Source organism: Citrobacter sp. RHBSTW-00029 (assembly GCF_014104295.1).
Taxonomy (GTDB): Bacteria; Pseudomonadota; Gammaproteobacteria; order Enterobacterales; family Enterobacteriaceae; genus Citrobacter; species Citrobacter youngae.
Window position 1 is genome coordinate 1405287 of the sequence record NZ_JABXRT010000001.1, and the last position, 22023, is coordinate 1427309.

The 22023-nt window shown below is 52.9% G+C and carries 20 protein-coding genes; 7 read left to right on the forward strand and 13 right to left on the reverse strand.

The genetic code is table 11. The features are described from left to right. Positions 1-2 precede the first annotated feature (2 nt). The 4 genes from HV041_RS06920 to pabB form a co-directional block, all read right to left on the reverse strand. Entirely contained in the window at positions 3-1604 is a 1602-nt protein-coding gene (locus HV041_RS06920) for an EAL domain-containing protein (protein WP_048211406.1), read from the reverse strand. 130 nt (positions 1605-1734) lie between these two features. Beyond that, positions 1735-3099, reverse strand: coding sequence for an L-serine ammonia-lyase (gene sdaA, locus HV041_RS06925; RefSeq protein WP_048211407.1), 1365 nt, complete (start codon positions 3097-3099; stop codon positions 1735-1737). A 183-nt stretch (positions 3100-3282) separates the two neighbouring features. Next, entirely contained in the window at positions 3283-3861 is a 579-nt protein-coding gene (locus HV041_RS06930; RefSeq protein WP_048211408.1) for a CoA pyrophosphatase, read from the reverse strand. 3 nt (positions 3862-3864) lie between these two features. Continuing rightward, on the reverse strand, positions 3865-5226 hold the full coding sequence (gene pabB / locus HV041_RS06935) for an aminodeoxychorismate synthase component 1 (RefSeq protein WP_161958609.1): 1362 nt from the start codon (positions 5224-5226) through the stop codon (positions 3865-3867). Positions 5227-5309: 83 nt separating this feature from the next. On the opposite strand from pabB, the gene HV041_RS06940 reads away from it, so the two are divergent. After that, positions 5310-5489, forward strand: a complete 180-nt coding sequence (locus HV041_RS06940) for a YoaH family protein (protein ID WP_003020986.1) — start codon at positions 5310-5312, stop codon at positions 5487-5489. Positions 5490-5495: 6 nt separating this feature from the next. On the opposite strand, the gene HV041_RS06945 is transcribed toward HV041_RS06940, so the two are convergent. Next, positions 5496-5840, reverse strand: a complete 345-nt coding sequence (locus HV041_RS06945) for a RidA family protein (protein WP_005122186.1) — start codon at positions 5838-5840, stop codon at positions 5496-5498. Positions 5841-5981: 141 nt separating this feature from the next. Here HV041_RS06945 and HV041_RS06950 point away from each other — a divergent pair, with 141 nt between their 5' ends. The 5 genes from HV041_RS06950 (at position 5982) to rnd (ending at position 12415) form a co-directional block, all read left to right on the forward strand. After that, the gene (locus HV041_RS06950) at positions 5982-7892 is read left to right on the forward strand and encodes an ATP-dependent DNA helicase (RefSeq protein ID WP_121584740.1); all 1911 of its coding nucleotides are present in this window, start codon (positions 5982-5984) and stop codon (positions 7890-7892) included. A gap of 58 nt (positions 7893-7950) precedes the next feature. Next, on the forward strand, positions 7951-8646 hold the full coding sequence (gene tsaB, locus HV041_RS06955; protein ID WP_048211411.1) for a tRNA (adenosine(37)-N6)-threonylcarbamoyltransferase complex dimerization subunit type 1 TsaB: 696 nt from the start codon (positions 7951-7953) through the stop codon (positions 8644-8646). Positions 8647-8740: 94 nt separating this feature from the next. Continuing rightward, positions 8741-9325, forward strand: a complete 585-nt coding sequence (locus HV041_RS06960) for a Slp family lipoprotein (protein WP_048211412.1) — start codon at positions 8741-8743, stop codon at positions 9323-9325. A 204-nt stretch (positions 9326-9529) separates the two neighbouring features. Continuing rightward, positions 9530-11215, forward strand: coding sequence for a long-chain-fatty-acid--CoA ligase FadD (gene fadD, locus HV041_RS06965; protein WP_005122193.1), 1686 nt, complete (start codon positions 9530-9532; stop codon positions 11213-11215). Positions 11216-11299: 84 nt separating this feature from the next. Further along, complete coding sequence (gene rnd, locus HV041_RS06970; protein WP_048211413.1) at positions 11300-12415, forward strand: ribonuclease D; 1116 nt, start codon at positions 11300-11302, stop codon at positions 12413-12415. Between the two features lie 48 nt (positions 12416-12463). Here rnd and HV041_RS06975 read toward each other — a convergent pair whose 3' ends face one another. The 5 genes from HV041_RS06975 to HV041_RS06995 all read right to left on the reverse strand — a co-directional run bounded on the left by HV041_RS06975 (position 12464) and on the right by HV041_RS06995 (position 19066). Continuing rightward, a complete protein-coding gene (locus HV041_RS06975; protein ID WP_121584739.1) occupies positions 12464-13429 on the reverse strand; it encodes a PDR/VanB family oxidoreductase in 966 nt (321 codons plus the stop codon). A 59-nt stretch (positions 13430-13488) separates the two neighbouring features. Beyond that, positions 13489-14937 (reverse strand): NAD-dependent succinate-semialdehyde dehydrogenase, encoded by a 1449-nt coding sequence (locus HV041_RS06980; protein WP_121584738.1) that lies wholly within the window; start codon positions 14935-14937, stop codon positions 13489-13491. A gap of 18 nt (positions 14938-14955) precedes the next feature. Next, a complete protein-coding gene (gene yeaW, locus HV041_RS06985) occupies positions 14956-16080 on the reverse strand; it encodes a carnitine monooxygenase, oxygenase subunit YeaW (RefSeq protein ID WP_121584737.1) in 1125 nt (374 codons plus the stop codon). Positions 16081-16124: 44 nt separating this feature from the next. Then, entirely contained in the window at positions 16125-17726 is a 1602-nt protein-coding gene (locus tag HV041_RS06990; protein ID WP_048211417.1) for a BCCT family transporter, read from the reverse strand. Between the two features lie 257 nt (positions 17727-17983). Continuing rightward, positions 17984-19066 (reverse strand): tartrate dehydrogenase, encoded by a 1083-nt coding sequence (locus HV041_RS06995; protein ID WP_121584736.1) that lies wholly within the window; start codon positions 19064-19066, stop codon positions 17984-17986. A 103-nt stretch (positions 19067-19169) separates the two neighbouring features. On the opposite strand from HV041_RS06995, the gene HV041_RS07000 reads away from it, so the two are divergent. Then, positions 19170-20087, forward strand: coding sequence for a LysR family transcriptional regulator (locus tag HV041_RS07000; protein ID WP_048211419.1), 918 nt, complete (start codon positions 19170-19172; stop codon positions 20085-20087). A gap of 85 nt (positions 20088-20172) precedes the next feature. Here the strand turns inward: HV041_RS07000 and minE are convergent, their stop codons facing one another. From minE to minC, 3 genes are read right to left on the reverse strand one after another with little or no spacing between them, the layout of a single operon-like run. Continuing rightward, entirely contained in the window at positions 20173-20439 is a 267-nt protein-coding gene (gene minE / locus HV041_RS07005; protein WP_001185666.1) for a cell division topological specificity factor MinE, read from the reverse strand. Between the two features lie 3 nt (positions 20440-20442). Then, positions 20443-21255 carry a septum site-determining protein MinD gene (gene minD / locus HV041_RS07010; RefSeq protein ID WP_003020956.1) on the reverse strand — a complete coding sequence of 271 codons (813 nt, stop codon included), beginning with the start codon at positions 21253-21255 and terminating at the stop codon, positions 20443-20445. Positions 21256-21278: 23 nt separating this feature from the next. After that, positions 21279-21986, reverse strand: coding sequence for a septum site-determining protein MinC (gene minC, locus HV041_RS07015; protein WP_121584735.1), 708 nt, complete (start codon positions 21984-21986; stop codon positions 21279-21281). Positions 21987-22023 lie beyond the last annotated feature (37 nt).

Consider the following 22023-nt stretch of genomic DNA (forward strand, 5'->3'; position numbering starts at 1 on the left):
GGTTAGCGAAATGGCATAATGGGCATGATATGGTGCCCGTTATGCCTGGCGGGCGGTGGCGTGCTGCCCGCCAGCCATTTGGGAAAATCACGAAGCGGCATCGGCTTGGCATACAAAAAACCCTGCAAGATATGTACGCCATGACGGCGTAAATGCTGCGCCTGTGCCTGCGTTTCTACGCCTTCAGCCACCAGTTCGATATTCAGCCTTTTTCCCAGCGCGATAATGATGTCTGTGACGGTTGAATTCACGGCGTCGGTTCCGATCGCCGAAGTAAATGATTTATCAATTTTCAGCACATCCGGGCGCAATTTTTCCAGCCAGGAGAGCGAGCTGTTTCCGGTACCAAAATCGTCAATCGCCAGCTTAACGCCGAGGCGATTCAACTCGCGCACGATCCGATAATCCACATCCAGTAAGGCATCGCGTTCGGTCAGTTCTATAACCAGTTGCTGGATGGGATGCTGGCTGAACCAGTACTGATTAAGGTCTTTTAACAGCGTACCGTGGCGGAAATGGCTGGCGGCAACATTGATACCGATATGAAACTGGCTACTCATCGGAAAAACGTGTCGTTGCTGAATGGTTTCTGCGATGACATGACGGGTAAGAGGGACAATCAGGTTGTGCTCTTCGGCGATAGGAATAAACACTTCCGGCGAAATCCAGCCCTGACGTGGGTTGTTCCAGCGCAACAGAATTTCTACACCCATACATTGCTGGGTCTGCGCGTTCAGCAGTGGCTGACAAAACAACTCGAACTCGTGTGCCGCGAGAGCCAGATTAATCTCCCAGGAAAAACTCATTCTGCTGGCGGTTGCCAGCCAGGCAAGGTATCCCACCAACAGGCTCAGGATCACCGCCAGCGGCAGTTGTGTCGGCAGATGTTTTATCGCCAATTCACTGGCGCCAGGGCCGGTGACGCTGATCGTGAAGGGAAAATGTTGCGATGAAAGCTGATAACGTTTTTCATCGTTCAGTGCAGGCAAGGTCTCGACAACACCTTGTCCGTAGAGCAGGTGGCGGTTGCCGACGGTTAAACTGGCGTTGGTGATTTGCGGTGGCTGGGGTTCCAGCAGCATGGTCGATAATAAATCAATATTGACGATTTCCAGCACCCCATTTTCGCCATCCGCGGAGGCCGGATACCACTGCGTCAGAATGGGACTACCTTTAATCAGCGAATGGTCGGTGGACAACAGAAGTTGCGCCTCCCGGCTCGGTAATTCAGGTTGAATTTGGCGGATAGGCACATTGCGATAGCCAAAGATACTGGAGCAATAAAGAATCCCCCCCTGAATCAGACTGATAGAGCGCACTGTTTGTAGCCTGGCAGCATGCTTGCTCAAAGGTAAACGCGCCACAGAGCAGGGAAGACCAATCAACGGGAGCAGTATATCGCGCCCGGCCTGCAGTGGGAGCAGCACATCATCCAGTGCCTCTACGGCATGATTAGCAAAGGTGACGGTGTAACGGTGATTTATATTACGCTCCGAAATAAATCGGACCGTTAATGTGAGGATGAGCGTCAGTAGTGCACATATTGTGCAGACGATTAAGCGATTACGGCGATAGTTTTGAATGATCCGTTGTGCTGTTTGCATGCGGGCCGCCCGATAAGCCGTTGGTCACAGAAGCCAACAGCAACAGAGCAAGTGTAGTGGGGAAAATTACAGTAGACGAGCGAGAAGGGGCAAATTCGCCCATCCGTCGCAGATGGGCGAAAATTAAGTATTAGTCACATTGAACTTTGATTGCCAAACCACCGCGTGACGTTTCGCGGTATTTGGCGTTCATGTCTTTACCTGTTTCGTACATGGTCTCAATGACTTTATCCAGCGAGACGCGTGGCGCGCTGGTGCGGCGCATCGCCATACGTGCGGCGTTAATCGCCTTCACGGACGCAATAGCGTTACGTTCGATGCACGGAACCTGCACCTGTCCGGCAACCGGATCGCAGGTTAAGCCCAGGTTGTGCTCCATACCGATCTCGGCAGCAACACACACTTGCTCAGGGCTCGCGCCCAGTAGCTCAGCCAGACCTGCAGCAGCCATGGAACATGCCACACCGACTTCACCCTGACAGCCTACTTCGGCGCCAGAGATAGAGGCGTTCATCTTGTACAACGCACCAATTGCCCCCGCCGCCAGGAAATAACGGGTGTAGATATCCGGGCTGACGGACTCGATGAAATGATCGTAATAGGCCAGTACTGCAGGCACGATCCCGCAGGCACCGTTGGTTGGCGCGGTTACAACGCGACCACCCGCGGCGTTTTCTTCGTTAACCGCCAGCGCGAACATGTTCACCCAGTCGATCACGTTCATCGGATCGTTGGAGAGCTTGTCGCTGGAAACCAGCATACGACGCAGGGCGGAGGCACGGCGAGGAACGCGCAGCGGACCCGGCAGCACGCCTTCGGTGTTCATCCCACGATCGATACAAGCCTGCATGGTCTGCCAGACGTTGCCAAAGTACTCTTCAATCTCTTTTTTACTGTGCAGCGCAAGTTCGTTCTGCATCACCATGCCAGAGAGAGACAAACCGGTGCTGTTGCAGTATTCCAGCATTTCAGTGGCGGATTTGAACGGATAAGGTACGCTGACCTCATTCGTTGCATCCTGACCAAAATGTTCTTCATCAACGATGAACCCACCGCCAATGGAATAGTACGTTTTGCTGTAAATGACGGTTTCGCCATTGTACGCATGGATCTGCATCCCGTTTTCATGCAGCGGCAGGTTGCCGTTGTGAAAACGCATGCCGTCATTCTGCGGGAAATCCACTTCGTGCTGCCCCTGCGCAAGCAGCAGGCGGCCACGCGTTTCTACGTCGCGGATAAATCCGGGGATGCTGTCAATATCCACGGTAGCAGGCTCATTGCCCGCCAGACCCATAATAATGGCGATATCGGTGTGGTGACCTTTACCCGTGAGCGATAGTGAACCATACACGTCGACGGCAACACGGGTTACGCTGTCCAGTAATCCTTTTTCGACCAGGTCATCGACGAACTGTTTACCCGCCTTCATAGGCCCTACGGTATGGGAAGATGAGGGACCAATCCCCACCTTAAACATGTCGAATAGACTAATCACGATAATACTCCTACAGGGCGACTGGGCTTTCCAGTAACGATGTTATAACTGCGCATAGTGTAAGAGGGAACGCGGCGATCGGCTTAACTATTCACATGAATTAAACTAATAGATAACCGCGGTTTTACTAATGTTGTGACCTGAGTTTCAAGTTGTCTATGGCGTGCGTAAAGATAAGTATAGTCAGGGCTTGACGCCAATTTGCAGCGCCAGCTCACGAATTATTCCGGCAGTCATTCCCCAGACGAAATAGTGCTCATACCAGGAAAGCCATACACGATGTGAATCACCGCGACGGTAGATATCCAAAGGATGATAGCGACCTAAATGCAGGGCCTGCGCCAGCGGCATTTCGAACACTGCAGACACTTCATCCTCACTGGCGCGATACGGTAAATTTGGCGGGATAATACCTACCACTGGCGTGACCTGAAATCCGGTAACGCTGTCGACCGGTGGCAGCACGCCAATCACCTCAACGCAAGAAGGTGGGATCGCCACTTCTTCCTGCGCTTCGCGAAGGGCGGCGGCAATCAATGAAGCATCGCTGCTGTCCACCGCGCCGCCGGGAAAGGCGACCTGTCCGGCGTGCTTGCGCAGATGAACGGATCGCTGGGTTAACAGCAATCCCGGCTGCGCACGGCGTACGACAGGGATCAGTACGGCGGCCTGGCGCTGGTTTAACGCGGCATGATTGACCTGCGGGCGCAGGAGTTGGAAGCGCGATAAAAAATCATCAAGCGTCAGGCTGCTGTATTCCACGTGTCAGTTCTCCAGTTGGTGCAAAATACGATTCACTTTATCAAACGTTTCCTGATACTCCGCGTCTTCCTGACTGTCTGCAACAATGCCACCGCCAGCGGAGCAATAAATTTGTCCGTTTGTGGCTGTCAGTGTGCGAATGGTGATGCTGGTATCCATATTGCCGCAAAAGCTCAGATAACCAATGCTGCCGCACCAGGCGTTGCGTCTTTGCGGCTCCAGTTCGTCGATAATTTCCATCGCCCGCACTTTTGGCGCGCCGGTGATGGAGCCACCAGGGAAGGCGGCACGCAGCAGATCGGCGGCGTGTAATGACTCTGGCAGACGTGCGGTAATGGTGCTGACCAAATGATGAACGGCAGGGAACGGTTCAACCACAAACAGCTCCGGAACCTTTACCGAACCCGGTACAGCAACGCGGCCAATATCGTTACGCATCAAATCGACGATCATCAGGTTTTCCGCCCGATCCTTTGGCGAATTTGCCAGCTTGTCGGCTTGCTGGCGATCGGCATCAGGATCGTCCAGTCTGGGTAGCGTACCTTTGATGGGGCGTGTCTGGATATGCTGATCTTCCAGTTGAATAAAGCGTTCCGGTGACAGACTGAGGATTGCGCCGTCTTCCAGGCGTATAAACGCACTGAATGGCGCGCGGTTAGCGCGATTGAGCTGCACAAACGCTTGCCATTCATCTCCCTGATATTGCGCCTGAAAACGTTGGGCCAGGTTGACCTGATAGCAGTCGCCGCTGTGCAAATAGTGCTGCACCTGACGAAATTTTTCGCCGTATTGCTCACGGCTCATATTCGAGTGCCATGCCGACGTTAATGTAAATGGCTCGCGTACCGGCGGCAGTTGATTTTCGAGCCACGCCAGACGGGCATGCACATCGCTATGGCTAAGCAGTGATACAGTCTGTAGCTGGTGATCGACAATCAACGCCCAGTCATAGATACCGACGCCCATATCCGGCAGGGCGATATCGCGTTCGGCAATATTTGGCAGCGATTCAAAGCGGCGGCCCAGATCGTAGCCAAACAAACCCAGTGCGCCGCCCTGGAACGGGAGGTCGGGATGATAATCAGGCTGAATAGCCTGAGCGGTTAGCGTTGAATATAATACTTTCATCGGGTCATCAAGCGTGCGCAAAATGCCTTGCCTGTCCTTGACCATAGTCTCCTGTGCACGCGTAACCAGGGTCGCTACAGGGTCGGCGACCAGAATATCAAAACGGTTATGCGGATGATCGGCATGACCTGAATGCAACAGCATCGCCCAGGGCAGATGGCTTAAGGTCGAAAAATAGCGTTCAGCGGCGTCCTGACACCAGGGTAATGTGATTACTGCGGGAGATAACGTCTTCATCAGTCCTGACTCGTTGCTACTCTACTGGCTAACTGCCCGGTAGCATGAAATAATTAGCGCAGACAATTTAGCAGGAGTTAACAATGTTTGCAGGTTTACCTTCACTCAGTCATGAGCAGCAGCAAAAAGCAGTAGAGCGGATTCAGGAACTGATGTCGCAGGGGATGAGCAGCGGACAGGCGATTGCTCTGGTTGCTGAAGAGCTACGCGCCAGCCATACCGGTGAACGGATCGTGGCGCGTTTTGAAGATGAAGACGAGTAGCGCCGCTTAAACTGCAGCGATAATCTTGATCTCGACTTTGTATTTCGGGTTCATCAATCCGGCCTGAACGGTACAACGTACCGGCGCGTGACCGGCAACGACCCACGCATCCCAAGCTTTGTTCATGGCGGCAAAATCACTTTTGTCCGCCAGAAAAAGGGTGGCATCAAGGATTCGTGACTTGTCGCTACCCTGTTTTTCCAGCACCGCATCAATTTGCGCCAGCGTATTTGCCGTTTGCTCAAAAGCGTCTGCATCCAGATTCTCCGGCACGCCGGTGTAGTACAACGTGTTGTTATGGATAACCACGTCAGACCAACGAGCTTCAGCATCAATGCGCACAATCGTCATAAATCATTCCTTATTTACATTTTTCTTCATGGGCTTCAGATTGCGCCAAGACTGCCATAATGTTGCGCCCGCGTCACCTCTTCAACTGGCGAAAGACCCGCTGGCCTGACATAATCCCTGTTCAAATGAACAGGGGGCAGTGTGACGGACGATTTTGCAGCAGACGGTCAATTGGCTAAAGCGATACCGGGTTTTAAACCGCGTGAACCACAGCGACAGATGGCGATTGCTGTCAGTCATGCCATTGAAAAATCACAACCGCTTGTTGTAGAAGCCGGCACTGGCACAGGTAAAACATACGCTTACCTCGCCCCGGCGCTTCGCGCTGGAAAGAAAGTGATTGTGTCGACGGGATCGAAAGCGTTGCAGGATCAGCTCTACAGTCGCGATCTTCCCACCGTTGCCAAAGCACTGAAATTCACCGGTAAGCTGGCGTTGCTAAAAGGGCGCTCCAACTACCTGTGTCTGGAACGCCTCGAACAGCAGGCGCTGGCGGGTGGTGATCTACCGGTACAAACGTTAAGCGATGTCATACTGCTGCGCTCATGGTCAAATCAAACGCTTGATGGCGACATCAGCACCTGCGTCAGCGTGGCGGAAGACTCTCAGGCCTGGCCGCTGGTAACCAGCACAAACGATAATTGCCTTGGCAGCGACTGCCCGCTGTATAAAGAGTGCTTTGTCGTTAAAGCGCGCAAGAAGGCGATGGAAGCGGATGTCGTCGTGGTGAACCATCATCTGTTTCTCGCTGATATGGTGGTGAAAGAGAGTGGATTTGGTGAATTAATCCCCGAGGCAGACGTGATGATCTTCGATGAAGCCCATCAGCTACCGGATATCGCCAGCCAGTACTTTGGTCAATCGCTTTCCAGTCGCCAACTGCTGGATCTAGCAAAAGACATCACCATTGCCTATCGCACCGAGCTGAAAGACACCAAGCAGTTGCAAAAATGCGCGGACCGGCTGGCGCAAAGCGCGCAGGACTTTCGCCTACAGCTCGGCGAGCCCGGCTATCGTGGAAACCTACGAGAGCTGTTGGCTGACCAACGTGTGCAGCGCGCGTTTTTGCTGCTCGATGACACACTTGAGCTCTGTTATGACGTGGCGAAGCTGTCTCTCGGCCGTTCTGCCTTGCTGGATGCTGCGTTTGAACGTGCCACGCTTTACCGTGCGCGCCTGAAGCGTCTGAAAGAGATCAACCAGCCAGGCTTCAGCTACTGGTATGAATGCACCTCCCGCCATTTTACGCTCGCGCTGACGCCGCTCACTGTGGCGGATAAATTCAAAGAAGTGATGGAACAAAAGCCGGGCTGCTGGATTTTTACCTCCGCGACGCTGTCGGTAAACGATGACCTCCATCATTTCACCGCGCGGCTGGGTATTGACGATGCCGAGTCGATGCTACTGCCGAGTCCATTTGATTACACCCGTCAGGCGCTGCTGTGCGTGCCGCGTAATCTCCCGCAAACCAACCAGCCGGGGGCTGCGCGGCAGTTGGCTTCCATGCTGCGTCCCATTATCGAAGCGAACAACGGTCGCTGCTTTATGCTGTGCACTTCGCACGCGATGATGCGCGATCTGGCGGAACAATTCCGCGCCACCATGACGCTTCCCGTTCTATTGCAGGGCGAAACCAGTAAAGGGCAACTGTTACAGCAGTTTGTCAGCGCAGGTAATGCGCTACTGGTTGCCACCAGCAGCTTCTGGGAAGGGGTAGACGTGCGTGGCGATACGCTGTCGCTGGTCATTATCGACAAACTGCCGTTTACCTCGCCGGACGACCCGCTGTTAAAAGCCCGAATGGAGGATTGTCGACTGCGCGGCGGCGATCCGTTTGAAGACGTCCAGTTGCCGGATGCGGTTATCACGCTGAAACAGGGGGTAGGGCGACTGATCCGTGATGCTGACGACCGCGGTGTGCTGGTGATTTGTGATAACCGTCTGGTGATGCGGCCTTATGGCGCGACCTTCCTGGCAAGCCTTCCGCCTGCGCCACGCACGCGTGATATTGCGCGTGCTGTTCGCTTTCTTGCTATACCATCGGCTGAGTAATTTGTTACGGAGTGTGGTAAGATGCGCGCCAAATTTATTGATCTGATCACAAACACCCATGCGAATTCTGGCTATCGATACCGCCACAGAGGCGTGCTCTGTTGCCCTGTGGAATGACGGTACTATCAAGGCTCACTTCGAGCTTTGCCCACGAGAACATACCCAACGAATTTTACCGATGGTCGAGGAAATCCTGGCCGCTGGCGATCTCACGTTAACCGACATTGACGCCCTGGCATTTGGGCGCGGTCCCGGTAGTTTCACCGGTGTCCGTATTGGGATTGGCATTGCCCAGGGGCTGGCGTTAGGCGCGAATTTACCGATGATCGGCGTCTCCACTCTCGCGACAATGGCGCAGGGGGCCTGGCGTAAATCGGGCGCTACCCGCGTACTGGCCGCGATTGATGCGCGTATGGGTGAAGTGTACTGGGCTGAATACCAGCGTGATGAAGATGGCATCTGGCACGGCGAAGAGACAGAAGCGGTGTTAACGCCGGAGCAGGTACACGATCGCCTGCTGCAGCTTTCTGGCGACTGGGTAACCGTTGGCACGGGCTGGCCAGCCTGGCCTGAACTCGGCAAAGATAGTGGTCTGATGCTGAACGATGGCGACGTATTGCTTCCTGCGGCAGAAGATATGCTGCCTGTCGCCACGCAAATGCTGGCTGCCGGTAAGACCGTGGCGGTTGAACATGCTGAACCGGTTTATTTACGTAACACCGTGGCGTGGAAGAAACTTCCCGGTAAAGAATGAATCTTAGTAGTACATCCCTGGTAAATTCGCACTGATGTCAATACACAGCATCGCGAACATGTCCGGGCAGAGGCTAAGAAAAGGGAGTCGCAATATGGTGGTGCAAAAGCAGTTATTGAAAGGTGTACTGGCAGGCGTATTGGCGTTATCGCTAAGCGGCTGCGTCACCATCCCGGATGCGATTAAAGGTTCGAGCCCGACACCGCAGCAGGATCTGGTGCGGGTGATGAATGCGCCGCAGTTGTACGTCGGACAAGAAGCACGTTTTGGCGGTAAGGTGGTGGATATTCAAAACCAGCAGGGGAAATCCCGACTGGAGATCGCCACTATGCCGCTCGATAGCGGGGCACGACCGATTCTGGGCGAAGCGTCACGCGGGCGAATTTATGCCGATGTTAACGGTTTTCTCGACCCGGTAGATTTTCGTGGTCAACTGGTCACCGTCGTCGGACCCATTAGCGGAACTGTGGACGGAAAAATTGGTAGTACACCGTATAAGTTCATGCTGATGCAGGTAACCGGTTATAAACGCTGGCATATTACTCAGCAGATTGTCATGCCTCCGCAGCCGATTGACCCCTGGTTCTACGGTGCGCGTGGCTGGCCTTACGGTGGCTACGGCGGATGGGGATGGTACAATCCCGGTCCCGCGCAGGTTCAGACGATAGTAACAGAGTAACTCTTTGTTTTAATGATAAAAGAAACAGCGGCTCGTCCGCTGTTTCTGCATTAACGTGGATATAAGAAAAATAAATAGTGACGTGCTTCGCAACCTTGTCGTTGTGTAATAAACAAACTGGTACGCTGAGTTAATATTATGTTAACAATTTGTTTATTGCCTGGGGTTGTGATGACGACGAATACGCATTTTAGAGGTGATGTATTGAAAAAGGTTTGGCTTAACCGTTATCCCGCTGGTGTTCCCGCGGAGATCAATCCTGACCGTTATCAATCCCTGGTGGAACTCTTTGAACACTCAGTAAGACGGTATGCCGATCAACCCGCGTTTATGAACATGGGGGAGGTGATGACCTTCCGCAAACTCGAAGAGCGCAGTCGGGCATTCGCGGCTTATTTGCAACAAGGACTTGGACTGAAAAAGGGCGATCGCGTGGCACTGATGATGCCCAACCTGTTGCAATATCCCGTTGCACTGTTTGGGATTTTACGTGCTGGCATGATAGTTGTGAACGTGAACCCGCTGTACACGCCTCGCGAGCTGGAACATCAGCTCAACGATAGCGGTGCATCGGCGATCGTCATCGTCTCTAACTTTGCTCACACGCTGGAGAAAGTGGTCGATAAGACCTCAGTTCAACACGTGATCCTCACGCGTATGGGCGATCAGTTGTCCACCGCCAAAGGGACGCTGGTTAACTTCGTCGTGAAATATATCAAGCGTCTGGTGCCGAAATATCACCTGCCGGATGCCATCTCGTTTCGCAGTGCGCTGCAAAACGGCTACCGCATGCAGTATGTGAAGCCGGAAGTCGTGTCAGAAGATTTGGCTTTCCTGCAGTATACCGGTGGTACCACCGGTGTGGCGAAAGGCGCAATGCTCACGCACCGTAACATGCTGGCTAACCTGGAGCAGGTTAATGCCACCTATGGTCCGTTGCTGCATCCGGGCAAAGAGTTGGTGGTAACAGCTCTACCGCTGTATCACATTTTTGCGCTGACGATGAACTGCCTGCTGTTTATTGAGCTGGGCGGTCAAAATCTGCTGATTACCAACCCGCGCGATATTCCCGGACTGGTAAAAGAGCTGGCGAAATATCCCTTCACCGCGATGACCGGCGTTAACACGCTGTTTAACGCGCTGCTGAATAACAAAGAGTTCCAGCAACTGGACTTCTCGTCACTGCACCTTTCTGCAGGCGGCGGGATGCCGGTTCAACAGGCGGTAGCGGAACGTTGGGTGAAGCTGACGGGGCAGTATCTGCTGGAAGGCTATGGCCTGACGGAGTGCGCTCCGCTGGTGAGCGTCAACCCTCACGATATCGACTACCATAGCGGCAGTATCGGGTTACCGGTTCCGTCTACCGAGGTCAAACTGGTGGATGATGACGACAACGAAGTGCCACCGGGAGAACCGGGCGAACTGTGCGTGAAAGGTCCGCAGGTGATGCTGGGGTACTGGCAGCGACCAGACGCCACAGACGAAATCGTCAAAGACGGCTGGCTGCACACCGGCGATATTGCGGTGATGGATGATGAAGGCTTCCTGCGTATTGTTGATCGTAAGAAAGATATGATCCTGGTCTCCGGCTTTAACGTCTATCCGAACGAAATTGAAGACGTGGTGATGCAACATCCAGGTGTGCAGGAAGTGGCTGCCGTTGGCGTTCCATCAGGCAGCAGCGGTGAAGCGGTGAAAATTTTCGTGGTGAAGAAAGACGCCTCGTTAACCGATGAAGCGCTGGTTACTTTCTGCCGTCGTCACCTGACGGGCTATAAAGTACCGAAGCTGGTGGAATTCCGTGATGAGTTGCCGAAATCTAACGTCGGTAAAATTTTGCGACGAGAATTACGTGACGAAGCGCGCGGCAAAGTGGACAATAAAGGCTGAGCGTTAAGACAGCCAGCAGAAAGCGCCGGATAATCCGGCGTTTTTTTTGGCGAAAACCTAAGAGAGCACGATTTGAATTATCAAATGATCACCACGGACGACGCGTTGGCCACGCTGTGCGAAGCCGTTCGTGAATTTCCGGCGATAGCCCTGGATACCGAATTTGTTCGCACGCGTACCTACTACCCGCAGTTGGGACTGATCCAGCTGTTTGATGGCAAACACGTTGCTCTGATTGACCCGCAGGGGATCACCGACTGGTCGCCGCTGCGCGATATCCTGCGTAACACTGCGATCACCAAATTCCTGCATGCCGGAAGTGAAGACCTCGAAGTGTTTCTCAACACGTTTGGTGAGCTCCCGCAACCACTGATCGATACACAGATTCTGGCCGCCTTTTGTGGGCGCCCACTGTCGTGGGGCTTTGCTGCGATGGTGGAAGAGTTCACCGGGGTGGTGCTGGATAAAAGTGAATCACGTACCGACTGGCTGGCCAGACCGCTGACTGAGCGGCAGTGCGAGTATGCGGCGGCAGATGTCTGGTATTTATTACCGATCACCACAAAACTGATGGCAGAAACCGATGCATCCGGCTGGCTGCCCGCTGCGCTGGACGAATGTCGTTTGATGCAACAGCGTCGTCAGGAAATTCTGGCACCCGAAGATGCGTGGCGAGAAATTACCAATGCCTGGCAGTTGCGTACCCGTCAGCTCGCCTGTCTGCAACTGCTTGCCGACTGGCGGTTGCGCAAAGCGCGTGAGCGCGATCTGGCGGTAAACTTCGTGGTGCGTGAAGAGCATCTGTGGGCGGTGGCCCGTTATATGCCGGGCAGTCTGGGCGAGCTGGATAGTCTGGGACTTTCCGGGAGCGAAATTCGCTTCCACGGCAAGACGCTGATCTCCCTGGTAGAAAAGGCACAGGCCTTACCGGAAGAGTCGCTGCCGCAACCGTTGCTGAATCTGATGGATATGCCGGGTTATCGCAAGGCATTCAAAGCCATTAAAGCCCTGGTGGCCGATGTGAGTGCGGAGCAGAATCTTAGCGTGGAACTCCTTGCTTCGCGTCGTCAAATCAACCAACTGCTCAACTGGCACTGGAAATTAAAGCCGCAGGCGTCCCTGCCGGAGCTGATTTCCGGTTGGCGTGGCGAACTGATGGCCGACCGCCTCAAGACGCTGCTGCTGGACTATCCACAGTAAGCGAGCAGGCCGACCGGGGAGTCCATCGCTTATCCGGTCGGTTAAATTCTACAAATCAAGCACCAGGCGTTTGCCTTTGGCACGTGAACAGCAAATAAGCATGCTCTGCTGGCTGGCTTTTTCGTCGTCGCTAAAGTATTGATCGCGGTGATCCGCTTCCCCTTCAAGAATCGTCGTCTCACAGGTACCGCACACGCCTTCACGGCACAGGCACTCGACTCTGGCAGCTTTGTTATTTTCGATAACCTGCAGAATCGTCATCTCTTGCGGAACGACAAACTCACGTCCGGAACGTGCCAGCACGAGGGTGAAAGCATCACCGCTTTTATCTTCTACCGCAAATTGCTCGAAATGCAGCGTATTGTTATCCAGACCGTGGCGGGCGGCCTCGCTTCTTACGGCATCGTTAAGCACGGCCGGGCCGCAGGTATAAATATGGGTGCCGGGTTCTACATCGGCAAGCAGACGTGCCAGGTCGAGGCGTGTGCCTTCACTCGAAAGGTGCAGATGAATGCGATCGGCCTGGCGGTGCTGTTTCAGTTCATCATGAAACGCGCAGTTTTCAGGGCTGGGTGAACAGTAATGTAGCTGCCACTGTGCCTGGGCGCTTTCGAGTTCCGGGATCTGCGACAGGAAGGGCGTAATACCGATGCCGCCAGCAATTAACAAATGCTTTTGCGCCTGCGGTTCGAGGGCGAAAAGATTATTGGGCGTGGAAATCGTCAGCGTATCGCCGGGTTTGACCTGCTGATGCAGGTATCGTGAGCCGCCTTTGGAATTCTCCTCCAGGCGCACAGCAATTTGCCAGGTGCGGGTATCCAACGGCGAGCTCATCAGCGAGTACGCGTTGCTATAGAGATTTTCGCCATCGCGCATCTGCACGATGATATGGCTGCCGCCCTGGAACGCAGGCAACGGATCGCCTGAGGCAGCCGTTAAGGTGAAGCGCTTTACATGCGCGGTAATCGTTTCAATCTGACTGACCTGAACTTCTCGCATTTGATATTCAGACATTGCGGCACTCCCTAAAAAATCTGTCCGGCGCGGGTTACCCGGCGCGCCGGAATCTGTCGTTACAGCCCCTGGCAGAGATATTTCATCTCCAGGTAATCTTCGATACCGTGTTCAGAACCTTCTCGCCCCAGCCCTGATTGCTTCACACCACCGAAAGGGGCGACTTCATTCGAGATCAGTCCGGTATTAATACCGACCATGCCATACTCCAGTTGCTCTGAAACACGCCAGATGCGTGCGGCATCATTGCTGTAGAAGTAGGATGCCAGTCCATAAATGGTGTCATTTGCCTGGCGGATCGCATCCTGTTCATCTTCAAACTTCACCAGCGCGGCGACCGGTCCGAATATCTCTTCCTGGAGCAACTGCGTGCCCGGCTGCACGTTGCCGATGACGGTGGGCGTAAAATAGTTTCCTCCCAGAGCATGGCGTTGACCCCCGGTTAACAGCGTGGCGCCCCGCGTCAGCGCGTCATCAAGAAGCGACTGCACTTTGTCGGCGGCGGCGCTATTGATCAGCGGACCGGTTTGTACGCCGGGTTGCTCACCGTTGCCGACTTTCAGAGCGGCGACCCGGGCCACGAATTTCTCGCAAAACGCATCATAAACAGCCTGATGAATGTAAAAACGGTTCACGCAAACACAGGTCTGTCCGGCATTGCGGAATTTAGCCACCAGCGCGCCTTCAACGGCTTTGTCGAGATCCGCGTCCTCAAATACGATAAACGGCGCGTTGCCGCCCAGCTCCAGTGAAACCTTTTTGATAGAATCGGAACACTGGCGCATCAGTACGCGCCCTACCTCGGTAGAGCCGGTAAACGACAGTTTGCGTACGCGATCGTCTGCGGTGAACAATGCACCAATTTCGCGGGACTTTCCGGTCACGACATTGATAACACCCGCCGGAATACCGGCCTGACGTGCAAGTTCTGCCAGCGCCAGAGCGGTAAACGGTGTTTCGTTGGCCGGTTTTACTACCATCGTACAACCTGCAGCCAGCGCGGGACCGGCTTTGCGGGTGATCATTGCCGCAGGGAAGTTCCATGGTGTTATTGCCGCGCAGACACCGATACCCTGACGGATAACCATCAACCGTTTATCCGCCGCAGGCGAGGGGATAATCTCGCCATTAGTACGTTTAGCCTGCTCGGCAAACCACTCAATAAACGACGCGGCATAGACAATCTCTCCTTCCGCCTCAGCCAGCGGTTTGCCCTGCTCGGCGGTCATGATTTGCGCCAGCGCCGTTTTGTTGTCGAGAATTAAATGATGCCAGGCTTTAAGCAACGTGGAACGTTGGGCTGCGGTCATTGCCCGCCAGGCAGGAAGCGCCTGAGAGGCGGCATCAATGGCGCGTTGCGCCTCTGACGTTCCCATGTTGGGAATTTGTCCCAGAACGGCCCCTGTTGCCGGGTTGCTGACCGACAACGTGTTACTGTCATCGGCATCACACCACAGTCCGGCGATAAACGCCTGCTGGCGAAAAAGTGAAGTCTGAAAAACGGTCATGACTAACTCCTTCACTGATTAATCCTGAAACACCTGAGCGACCAGGTTATGGAAATGGGCAATGCCATGTTCGGAGATTCCGCTACCGCTGGTATCCGCCATAATGCGTCCCTGTCCACGATAGCCACGTGATTTCAGACCTTTTTGTACGCTCTCAACCAGGCGTAAATCCTCAGGGCGGAAGACATTGCGATACCATTCGATCAGCGCTTTTTGCTCTTCGGTCAGCTCTTCATTAGTGAAATAGATGTCGTAGTTTTGCAGTGTGGTTTCTGCATCCACCGGGAATTCATAAATAACGGTCATCATGCCTTTGATTGGCGTGACGTTAAGCATGGTGCTCGGCCACAACCAGAAGCCGTGGAACGCAGCATCAACACCTTCTTCGAACTTAAACGATTGTTCAGAGGGTTTGGCAAAACCGTATTGCAGCGTCCAGTTGCCGTGCATGGTATGCCAGTAACGGTCAACCTGTACTGAGTCGGAAAAACCAGGGTGGGCCGGACCGCAGTGGTAGCACTCCAGATAGTTATCAACGATATTTTTCCAGTTGGCCGGCGTGCGGGTAGTGAAACGCGCGGCGAGTTTCAGATCGTGCACGTCAGGGCAGGCCTCGACGACTTTGGCTGCCAGTCCCGGAAGCTGATCTTCAACGCTACCGGCGTTCGGGTCCATATTGATGAATACAAAACCGGCATATTCTTCGAGTCGCACTGGTGTCAGATGAGCCTTCTCACTGTCAAAGTTGGCGACGTTTTCACAGTTACGGGCATGAGCCAGATTGCCATCAAGTTTGAATGCCCACGCGTGGTAGGGGCAGGTAATCACGTTCTTGGCTTTCCCTTCGCCGCTCAGCAGTTGATGACCACGATGCGGGCAGACGTTGTAGAATGCGCGCAGTACATTATCGCGGCCACGCACCAGCACGATGTTCTCACCAATCACTTCACGCGTGACATAGTCATTTGGCTTTGCCAGTTCGCTGCTGTGGGCAACACAAATCCAGCTTTTGGCAAACACGTTCTCTTGTTCGTGTTCAAAAGCCTGCTGGTCGGTATAGAACCGTGCCGGGATAGTCCAGGCGTCCTGCGGATTGGCACAAAAATTTTGCGGCAGAATAAACTCAGGGCTCAGATTGCTCATTGGATTACCTTTAATTTGTGAGTAAGAAGATTTTTGACTGGCGCTTAATTGCCGCCTTTGAGTAGTGTCCCAGCCGGTGGCGTGACAGGCGCGTCGCCCGGTGCTTCGGGAAGATGACTTTCAATTTGGTGAGCAGGAACATGGGCATAATCCTGCCGTACCCAGCGAAGAAAACCGCCGACCTTTACCAACAGGATGGCGAGGAAGGGAAGGGCGGTCAGTACCACCGTGGTCTTCATTGTTTCCAGAGACGCACCGGTGAATAAAATTGATAATGGAATTAATGTGATGACCACACACCAGAACAAACGTAAGCCACGTTCAGGATCATCCCCTTCCTGTAGATTACGTGTGCTGGTGGCTGCCATGGTGTAGGCCACAGCATCCATATGCGAGGCAAGGAAAATAATCATGATGGCCAGATACGCGACCAGGAACAGCTTCCCGGCAGGCAGTGACATCAGTACCTGCTGCACAGCCGTTTCTCCGCCCTGCGTTGCCATGATCTGCGGGATATCAATCACGCCATTGACAAACTGATGGATAGAGTAGCTCTCCATCACCCCGAAGAAGAACCAGCAGCCAACGGTGCTACCGAGGATTAATGCCCAGATAACCTCTTTAATTTTGCGACCGCGGGATACGCGCGTGACAAACATAGCGACGCCCGGGGTGTAGGAGATCCACCACAGCCAGTAGAACACCGTCCAGTTGCGGGTAAACTCACCGTTACCGAGTGGATCGGTAAACAGACTCATCTGCAAAAAGTTTTGTGTCGTCAGGCCAATAGCGTTGATGATGTTATTGGTGATGAACTCGGTTGGGCCGACAATCAGTACCACCAACGGCAGTAAAAATGCCCCCCAGCCGACCATTTTGCTCAGACGTTGCAGACCATTGTTGATGCCAATCCAGGAGCTCAGGCAGAAAATGCCGCCAGAGAACAGGATCACAAAGGCTTGCACCGTGAAGTTATCCGGTAAACCGGTAAGTGCTGATAAACCACGAGTGAAGGTTGCAGCGGTAACGACCAGGGAGATGGTTAACGCGCCGACGGTGGCGATCAGGAACATCAAATCGACCAGTCTTCCCCATACGCCCTGTGGATGAACGCCGGTGATAGCAGCAATTATCCCGGACAGGCTCAAGCCTTTATTTTTACGCACATGGAAATGGTAGGCCATGGTTAACGAGGCCAGCGTGTAGGTCGCCCATGCGCTGATCCCCCAATGGAAAAAGGAGTAAGGCAGACTGAATTCCAGGGCCTTTTGTGAGTGTGGGGCGATGTTCAGCCCCGGCGTTTGGTAGTAATAGGCCCATTCAGCAACCCCCCAGTAGAGCGTGGAGGAGCCTAATCCAGCGCAAATAAACATAAACAGCCAGGAAAGGGTACTGTATTCCGCTTTACCTTCACCGAGGCGAATATTGCCGTATTTGCTGGTGGCCAGCCAGACAACCAGCCCCATGGCCATGAGGACCAGGATCTGCACGGCGGAACCCAGCATTCGGGTCACGCCGTTAAAAATGGTATTTGCAACTTGTGCAGACTGCTGAGGGAAGAAACTGAGTGTGGCGGCGATAAAAAGAATAGCCACCAGGCTGATGGCTATCAGTGGCACATCTTTTTTCTTTACGTTGCTCAACATGGATGATCTCCTGGGCATAGTCGCCCGCGTTTGGCATTAGCCTGTCGTTGTTATCATGCTGTAGGGTAAGATTTTGTCGCTTCGTATTTAACAATTTTATTATTTGTTCTTTACATGAATTAAACAATTGCCTGATGCGTGAAGCAATAAAACACGGAACGGAAATAATAAAAAGTGAATTCACGCAGGTTATTTGACGTACAGAACACATAAAAAAACCGCGTCAGTGACGCGGCTCATATTTCGTGGTTTGACCTCTAACGCAGTGCCCGGCAGATAGCGTCAGCTACCTGTTGAGTGGTGGCATTGCCTTTCATATCCGGCGTTTTCGGACCGCTGGCAATAACCTGTTCAATCGCAGCCAGAATGCCATCGTGGGCCGCCTGATAATTCGCATCGCCGTTGCCAAGGAAATCCAGCATCATCGCACCAGCCCAGATGGTGGCAATTGGGTTAGCAATATTCTTGCCGTAGATATCCGGGGCCGAACCGTGGACCGGTTCGAACAACGATGGGAAGGTTCGATCCGGATTTAAGTTTGCCGAAGGTGCAATGCCAATCGTGCCAGTGCAGGCAGGCCCCAAATCGGACAGGATGTCGCCAAACAGGTTAGAGGCGACCACCACGTCAAAACGCTCCGGCTGCATCACAAAGCGGGCGCACAGAATGTCGATATGCTGTTTATCCCAACGGATCTCGGGATAGTGAGCCGCCATAGCTTCAACGCGCTCATCCCAGTAAGGCATGCTGATAGCCAGGCCATTGGATTTGGTCGCCGAGGTCAGGGTTTTACGTGGGCGGTTTTGCGCCAGCTCGAAAGCGTAACGCAATATACGATCCACGCCGCGACGGGTGAAGACCGACTCCTGGATAACCACCTCGTATTCGGTACCCTCGCTTACGCGACCACCCAGTGATGAATACTCGCCTTCGGTGTTTTCACGCACAACGTAGAAATCAATGTCGCCAGGTTTCTTACCCGCCAGTGGGCAAGGAACACCAGGAAACAGGCGTACCGGACGCAGGTTGACGTATTGATCGAACTCCCGACGAAACTTGAGCAACGAGCCCCATAGTGAGATGTGATCCGGGACAGTGTCCGGCCAGCCGACCGCACCAAAGTAGATAGCATCGAAGGATTTCAACTGTTCATGCCAGTCATCGGGCATCATCTTGCCGTGATGCATATAGTACTCGCAGCTGGCCCATTCCATTTGCTCAAAGCTGAGCGACAACCCCCAGCGCTCAGCGGCCGCTTGTAACACATGAATGCCTTCAGGCAGGACTTCTTTACCAATGCCATCTCCGGGGATAGCGGCAATACGACAGGTTTTCTTCATAGCAGCTCTCACTTGTACGCCATCAAAATTGACTTTCCCCTTATCCTATAATTGACTGATTAATAGTTAATCCCTCCAACTGGTGAAACATAAAACACAGATCATGAATAATCTGCCGCTGTTAAATGATTTACGCGTCTTTATGCTGGTTGCCCGCCGTGCGGGTTTTGCCGCCGTTGCCGAGGAGCTAGGCGTTTCACCGGCTTTTATCAGTAAGCGAGTTGCCCTGCTGGAGCAGACGCTGAATGTAGTGCTGCTGCACCGGACTACGCGACGCGTAACCATCACGGAAGAGGGGGAGCGGATCTACGAATGGGCTCAGCGGATCCTGCAGGATGTGGATCAGATGATGGATGAGCTGTCTGATGTCCGGCAGATCCCGCAGGGGATGTTACGTATTATCAGCAGCTTTGGTTTTGGTCGCCGTGTAGTGGCTCCAGCGTTGTCAGCGCTGGCAAAAGAGTATCCGCAGCTGGAGTTGCGGTTTGACGTTGAGGATCGGTTAGTCGATCTGGTTAATGAAGGTGTCGATCTTGATATCCGCATCGGGGATGATATTGCACCCAATTTGATCGCACGTAAGCTGGCGACCAATTATCGAGTATTGTGTGCATCACCTGAGTTTGTGGCACAGCACGGTACACCGAAGCAACTGAACGATCTGTCCACGTTGCCCTGCCTGGTGATTAAAGAGCGCGATCATCCATTTGGCATCTGGCAAATGCGTAATAAAGAGGGCGTGCACTCGATCAAGGTGACGGGGCCGCTCTCCTCCAATCATGGCGAAGTTGTTCACCAATGGTGTGTCGATGGTCAGGGGATTGCGCTACGTTCATGGTGGGATGTCTGCGATAACATCGCCAGTGGGCATCTGGTTCATATATTGCCTGACTATTATCAACCAGCAAATATTTGGGCTGTTTATGTGTCACGTCTGGCGACATCGGCAAAAATCCGTATTACCGTGGAGTATTTACGTCGCTATTTTGCTGAGAACTACCCGAAGTTCAGTTTGGAATAAATGGGGCGCAGCCTGGACTACGATCAAAAATAAAAAAGGCAGAATAATCTGCCTTTTTTCAACCATGACTCATTTACAAAAGATGCTATTTAGACTCTTCTGCTTCAGGCAAAGTCACGTTAAGTTCGAGGATAGAAATATCGCCGTCTTTTTGTTCAAGCTGTACGGTGACCATTTCAGGATCAATTTGTACATACTTGCAGATAACCTCGAGAATATCTTTCCTCAGTTGCGGTAAATAATGTGGCTCTGCGTCACTACGACGACGTTCCGCAACAATAATCTGCAGTCGCTCTTTAGCGATGTTCGCTGTGCTCTTTTTCCGCGAGAGAAAAAAATCCAGTAATGCCATAACTTATCCTCCGAACAGGCGTTTGAGGAAACCTTTCTTCTCTTCTTCAATGAAGCGGAAAGGACGTTCTTCTCCCAACAGACGGTCTACGGTATCAGCATAGGCTTTACCGGCATCAGCATTGATGTCGAGAATAACCGGCTCACCCTGGTTAGACGCGCGCAGGACTGACTGATCTTCAGGAATCACACCAACCAGCTTGATTCGCAGAATTTCCAGTACGTCTTCCATGCTGAGCATGTCACCTTTATTTACGCGGCCAGGGTTATAGCGCGTAAGCAGCAGATGCTCTTTAATCGGATCTTCGCCATTTTCAGCGCGACGAGATTTCGATGCCAGAATACCCAGAATACGGTCAGAGTCACGTACAGAAGACACTTCCGGGTTGGTGGTAATAATGGCTTCGTCGGCAAAATACAGGGCCATCAGCGCGCCGGTCTCAATACCTGCCGGGGAGTCGCAGACGATGAAGTCAAATTCCATCGTTTTCAGGTCGTCCAGAACTTTCGCGACGCCTTCACGCGTCAGCGCGTCTTTATCACGAGTCTGTGAGGCCGGAAGAATAAAGAGATTTTCGGTACGTTTATCTTTGATCAACGCCTGATTTAACGACGCATCGCCCTGAATAACGTTGACGAAGTCATAAACGACGCGGCGTTCACAACCCATAATCAAATCAAGGTTACGCAGGCCGATATCAAAATCAATAACGACAGTTTTCTTTCCCTTCTGGGCCAAACCTGTAGCGATGGCCGCGCTGGAGGTGGTTTTGCCAACGCCCCCTTTACCCGAAGTAACAACAATAATGCGTGCCATAGAAATTCCTTGTTAAAAAGGGATCAATTCAACGGTTGAACTGTCAAAGCGTTCTCTACCAATTGCAGACGTGCCGCTTTGCCATAAAATTCTGCTGGGATTTTATCACTCAGCCAATAAACACCTGCGATAGACACCAGTTCTGCCGTCAGGTGGGTACAGAAAATTTGCGCTTCCCGATCGCCGCTTGCGCCCGCCAGCGCACGGCCTCTCATCATGCCATAAACGTGAATATTGCCATCAGCGATAAGCTCTGCGCCCGCACTGACGTGACTTGTAACAATCAGATCACATTGTGGAGCATAAATACGCTGACCGGAACGAACCGGTACATTTATTAATCGTGTTTTTGTGATGGGAGTAACGTTTTGTGGCGGTACGGCAGGTGCCGGAGTTTCAACAGGTGCGGAACGAATGGCTTTTTCTTTACCTTCTGTCAGTAAAGGAAGACCCATTTCGTCGATTTCAGCTTTGAGTCTGGCATCTTTGCATCCGCTAACGCCGATAATGCGCAATCCGGTAGACGCGACAACTTTCTGCAGCGCTGACCAGTTTACCGGACTTTCAAGACCACTCACGTTAACTACGACGGGAGCATGTTTTAAAAAAGCAGGTGCCTGCGCGATTTTGTCTTCCAACGCCTGACGAATAACCTCGGGTTCTGCTTCATGTAAGTGAACCACTGATAAGGTGAAGCTACTGCCTTTAAGCTCGATTGGCGTGTTTGACATCCTGGCCTTACTCAATTTGCTATTTATCATCCCCAGT

Coding starts and splice junctions, on each gene's coding strand:
- HV041_RS06940 (WP_003020986.1), top strand. CDS start 5,310: ATGTTTGCAGGTTTACCTTCACTCAGTCATGAGCAGCAGCAAAAAGCA.
- HV041_RS06945 (WP_005122186.1), bottom strand. CDS start 5,840: ATGACGATTGTGCGCATTGATGCTGAAGCTCGTTGGTCTGACGTGGTT.
- tsaB (WP_048211411.1), top strand. CDS start 7,951: ATGCGAATTCTGGCTATCGATACCGCCACAGAGGCGTGCTCTGTTGCC.
- HV041_RS07000 (WP_048211419.1), top strand. CDS start 19,170: ATGAATAATCTGCCGCTGTTAAATGATTTACGCGTCTTTATGCTGGTT.
- HV041_RS06920 (WP_048211406.1), bottom strand. CDS start 1,604: ATGCAAACAGCACAACGGATCATTCAAAACTATCGCCGTAATCGCTTA.
- minD (WP_003020956.1), bottom strand. CDS start 21,255: ATGGCACGCATTATTGTTGTTACTTCGGGTAAAGGGGGCGTTGGCAAA.
- HV041_RS06990 (WP_048211417.1), bottom strand. CDS start 17,726: ATGTTGAGCAACGTAAAGAAAAAAGATGTGCCACTGATAGCCATCAGC.
- rnd (WP_048211413.1), top strand. CDS start 11,300: ATGATCACCACGGACGACGCGTTGGCCACGCTGTGCGAAGCCGTTCGT.
- minE (WP_001185666.1), bottom strand. CDS start 20,439: ATGGCATTACTGGATTTTTTTCTCTCGCGGAAAAAGAGCACAGCGAAC.
- HV041_RS06995 (WP_121584736.1), bottom strand. CDS start 19,066: ATGAAGAAAACCTGTCGTATTGCCGCTATCCCCGGAGATGGCATTGGT.
- yeaW (WP_121584737.1), bottom strand. CDS start 16,080: ATGAGCAATCTGAGCCCTGAGTTTATTCTGCCGCAAAATTTTTGTGCC.
- HV041_RS06960 (WP_048211412.1), top strand. CDS start 8,741: ATGGTGGTGCAAAAGCAGTTATTGAAAGGTGTACTGGCAGGCGTATTG.
- HV041_RS06980 (WP_121584738.1), bottom strand. CDS start 14,937: ATGACCGTTTTTCAGACTTCACTTTTTCGCCAGCAGGCGTTTATCGCC.
- minC (WP_121584735.1), bottom strand. CDS start 21,986: ATGTCAAACACGCCAATCGAGCTTAAAGGCAGTAGCTTCACCTTATCA.
- pabB (WP_161958609.1), bottom strand. CDS start 5,226: ATGAAGACGTTATCTCCCGCAGTAATCACATTACCCTGGTGTCAGGAC.
- HV041_RS06975 (WP_121584739.1), bottom strand. CDS start 13,429: ATGTCTGAATATCAAATGCGAGAAGTTCAGGTCAGTCAGATTGAAACG.